Source organism: Nocardiopsis chromatogenes YIM 90109 (genome assembly GCF_000341185.1).
GTDB lineage: Bacteria > Actinomycetota > Actinomycetes > Streptosporangiales > Streptosporangiaceae > Nocardiopsis_A > Nocardiopsis_A chromatogenes.
Map to the genome: position 1 here is coordinate 1 of NZ_ANBH01000102.1, position 2,254 is coordinate 2,254.

Here is a 2,254-nt window from a genome sequence, read left to right on the forward strand (position 1 = left end):
TACAGGTCCACCAGCATGGGGAAGTCGCGCTCGGGCAGGCAGTCGCCGTACCAGGAGGACTTCAGCGCCCCGCCCCGGCCGAACACGTCGAGGAAGGGCAGTTCGAGCCGCATCTCGGGGGTGGGCACGCCGACCAGCACGACGGTCCCGGCGAGGTCGCGGGCGTAGAAGGCCTGCTCGAAGGTCTCGGGGCGGCCGACCGCGTCGATGACGACGTCGGCGCCGAAGCCGCCGGTCAGGGCGCGGATCTCCTCGACGGTGTCGCCCTTCGAGGCGTCGACGGTGTGGGTGGCGCCCAGCTCCCGGGCCCACTCCAGCTTCCCGGCGTCCCGGTCCACGGCGATGATGGTCCCGGCCCCGGCCAGGCGCGCCCCGGCCACCGCGGCGTCGCCGACGCCGCCGCAGCCGATGACGGCGACCGAGTCGCCGCGGCCCACTCCCCCGGTGTTCACGGCGGCGCCGAGCCCGGCCATCACCCCGCACCCGAGGAGGCCGGCGACGGCGGGGTCGGCGGCCGGGTCGACCTTGGTGCACTGCCCGGCGTGCACGAGGGTCTTCTCCGCGAACGCGCCGATGCCCAGCGCGGGGGACAGCTCGGTCCCGTCCGTCAGGGTCATCTTCTGCTCGGCGTTGAAGGTGTCGAAGCAGTACTGCGCGCGGCCGCGCTTACAGGCGCGGCAGCTCCCGCAGACCGCGCGCCAGTTCAGCACGACGAAGTCGCCGGGCTCCACGTCCTCGACGCCCTCGCCGACGCTCTCGACCGTGCCCGCGGCCTCGTGGCCGAGGAGGAAGGGGAACTCGTCGTTGATCCCGCCCTCCCGGTAGGTCAGGTCGGTGTGGCACACCCCGCACGCCGCGATGGCGACCACGGCCTCCCCGGGCCCGGGGTCGGGGACGACGATGTCGGCGACCTCGACGGGAGCGCCCTTCTTCCTGGCGACGACGCCGCGTACCTGCTGTGGCATGCCTGGTGTTCCTCCGATGGTGCGACCGGCCGCGCGCGGCGGCGCGCGGCACTCACCGCGACGGTAGGGCCGCCGGTCCCGGGTGCGGAGCCCTCCGGAAGACGGGGAGTTTCCCGCCGTTCGGCGGGGCCCGGCCGGTGCCGGGCGCCGCGCGGGTCCGGGCCGGCCGCAGGCGGCGCCGCGCACGCCGCCGTGTGCGGCGGGACACGGCCCGCGCGGCACACCCTAGACTTCCCGGCATGGGGGATGTGGCCCGGACCGGGACCGGCGGTGCGTCCGGTGACCCGGCCGACGAACTGCACGCGCTGCGCGAGGTGGTGGCGGGCCCGCTGGCCGACATCGCGCGCCGGTTCTCCCGGCTGCTCTCGGACCGGTGGCCGCACCGGGCGCTGGTGGTCTACACGCTGGAGTGCACCGGCCGCCCCCGCAAGGTGGCCGGGGAGCGCGAGATCGTCGACCGTGTCACCATCGCCGAGCTCGAAGCGCTGAAGTCGTCCGTCGCGCTCGGGGAGCGGATGAGCGGCCACGCCCGCCTGGCCGGTGCGCAGCGCTGGGTGTGGGCGGTGCGGGACCGTGAGGACACGCTGCTGGTGCTCTTCCCCCGGCGCCGCTCCGAGCCCGCGGACCCGTCGGTGCTGGCGGCCGCGTTCGGCGTCGTGGCGACCTCCATCCGGCAGCAGGTGGCCCAGGCCAGCCCGGACTACCTGGCCGAATCGCGGGCCGCGTCGAGCGAGCGCACGCGGACCACCGCCGAGCTGACGGCGGCGCACGACGCGGCGCTGACCGGGATCCTGACCACTCTGCGCTCGGCCCGGCTCGATGACCGCGCCGCCCGCGGCGCGGCGGCCGACGCCGCGTCCAAGGCCCTGGTCGCGTTGAGGGCGCGCCGGGAGGCCGACCGGAGCCTGTCGGAGGAGGCGCCGGAGGCCGCGTTCCGGCGGTTGCGCCAGGAGGTCGAGGCGCTGCTGCGCCACCGGGAGGTGGCGGCCGAGTTCGTGCCGCCGGGCGAGGGCGGCGGCCCCCTGCCCGGCGAGGTGGCCTACGGGGCGCGGGCGCTCACCCATGACATCGCGGTCGCCCTGACGGGGCAGTCCGATGTGGCGCGGCTGCGTGTGGCCTGGGAGTGCGACACCGCCACCCTGGTGGTCGACGTCCGGGACCAGAGCGGCGGGGTGCTGGACGCGGCGGGGCTCCGGCGCACGCTGGAGGGCCGGGCGCACACGCTCGACGCCGGGCTGGAGGTGGAGTCGGTGCCGGGCTGGGGCAACCGGGTCTCGGTCCGGCTGGCG

General features: G+C 76.4%; 2 protein-coding genes. One reads left to right on the plus strand and one right to left on the minus strand.

What is annotated here, in order from left to right:
* Positions 1 to 965 (minus strand): S-(hydroxymethyl)mycothiol dehydrogenase (locus tag D476_RS0110020; protein WP_017623814.1); only part of this gene is annotated, 965 nt, incomplete at its 3' end.
* Positions 966 to 1,204: 239 nt separating this feature from the next.
* On the opposite strand from D476_RS0110020, the gene D476_RS0110025 reads away from it, so the two are divergent.
* Positions 1,205 to 2,254 (plus strand): hypothetical protein (locus D476_RS0110025; protein ID WP_017623815.1); only part of this gene is annotated, 1,050 nt, incomplete at its 3' end.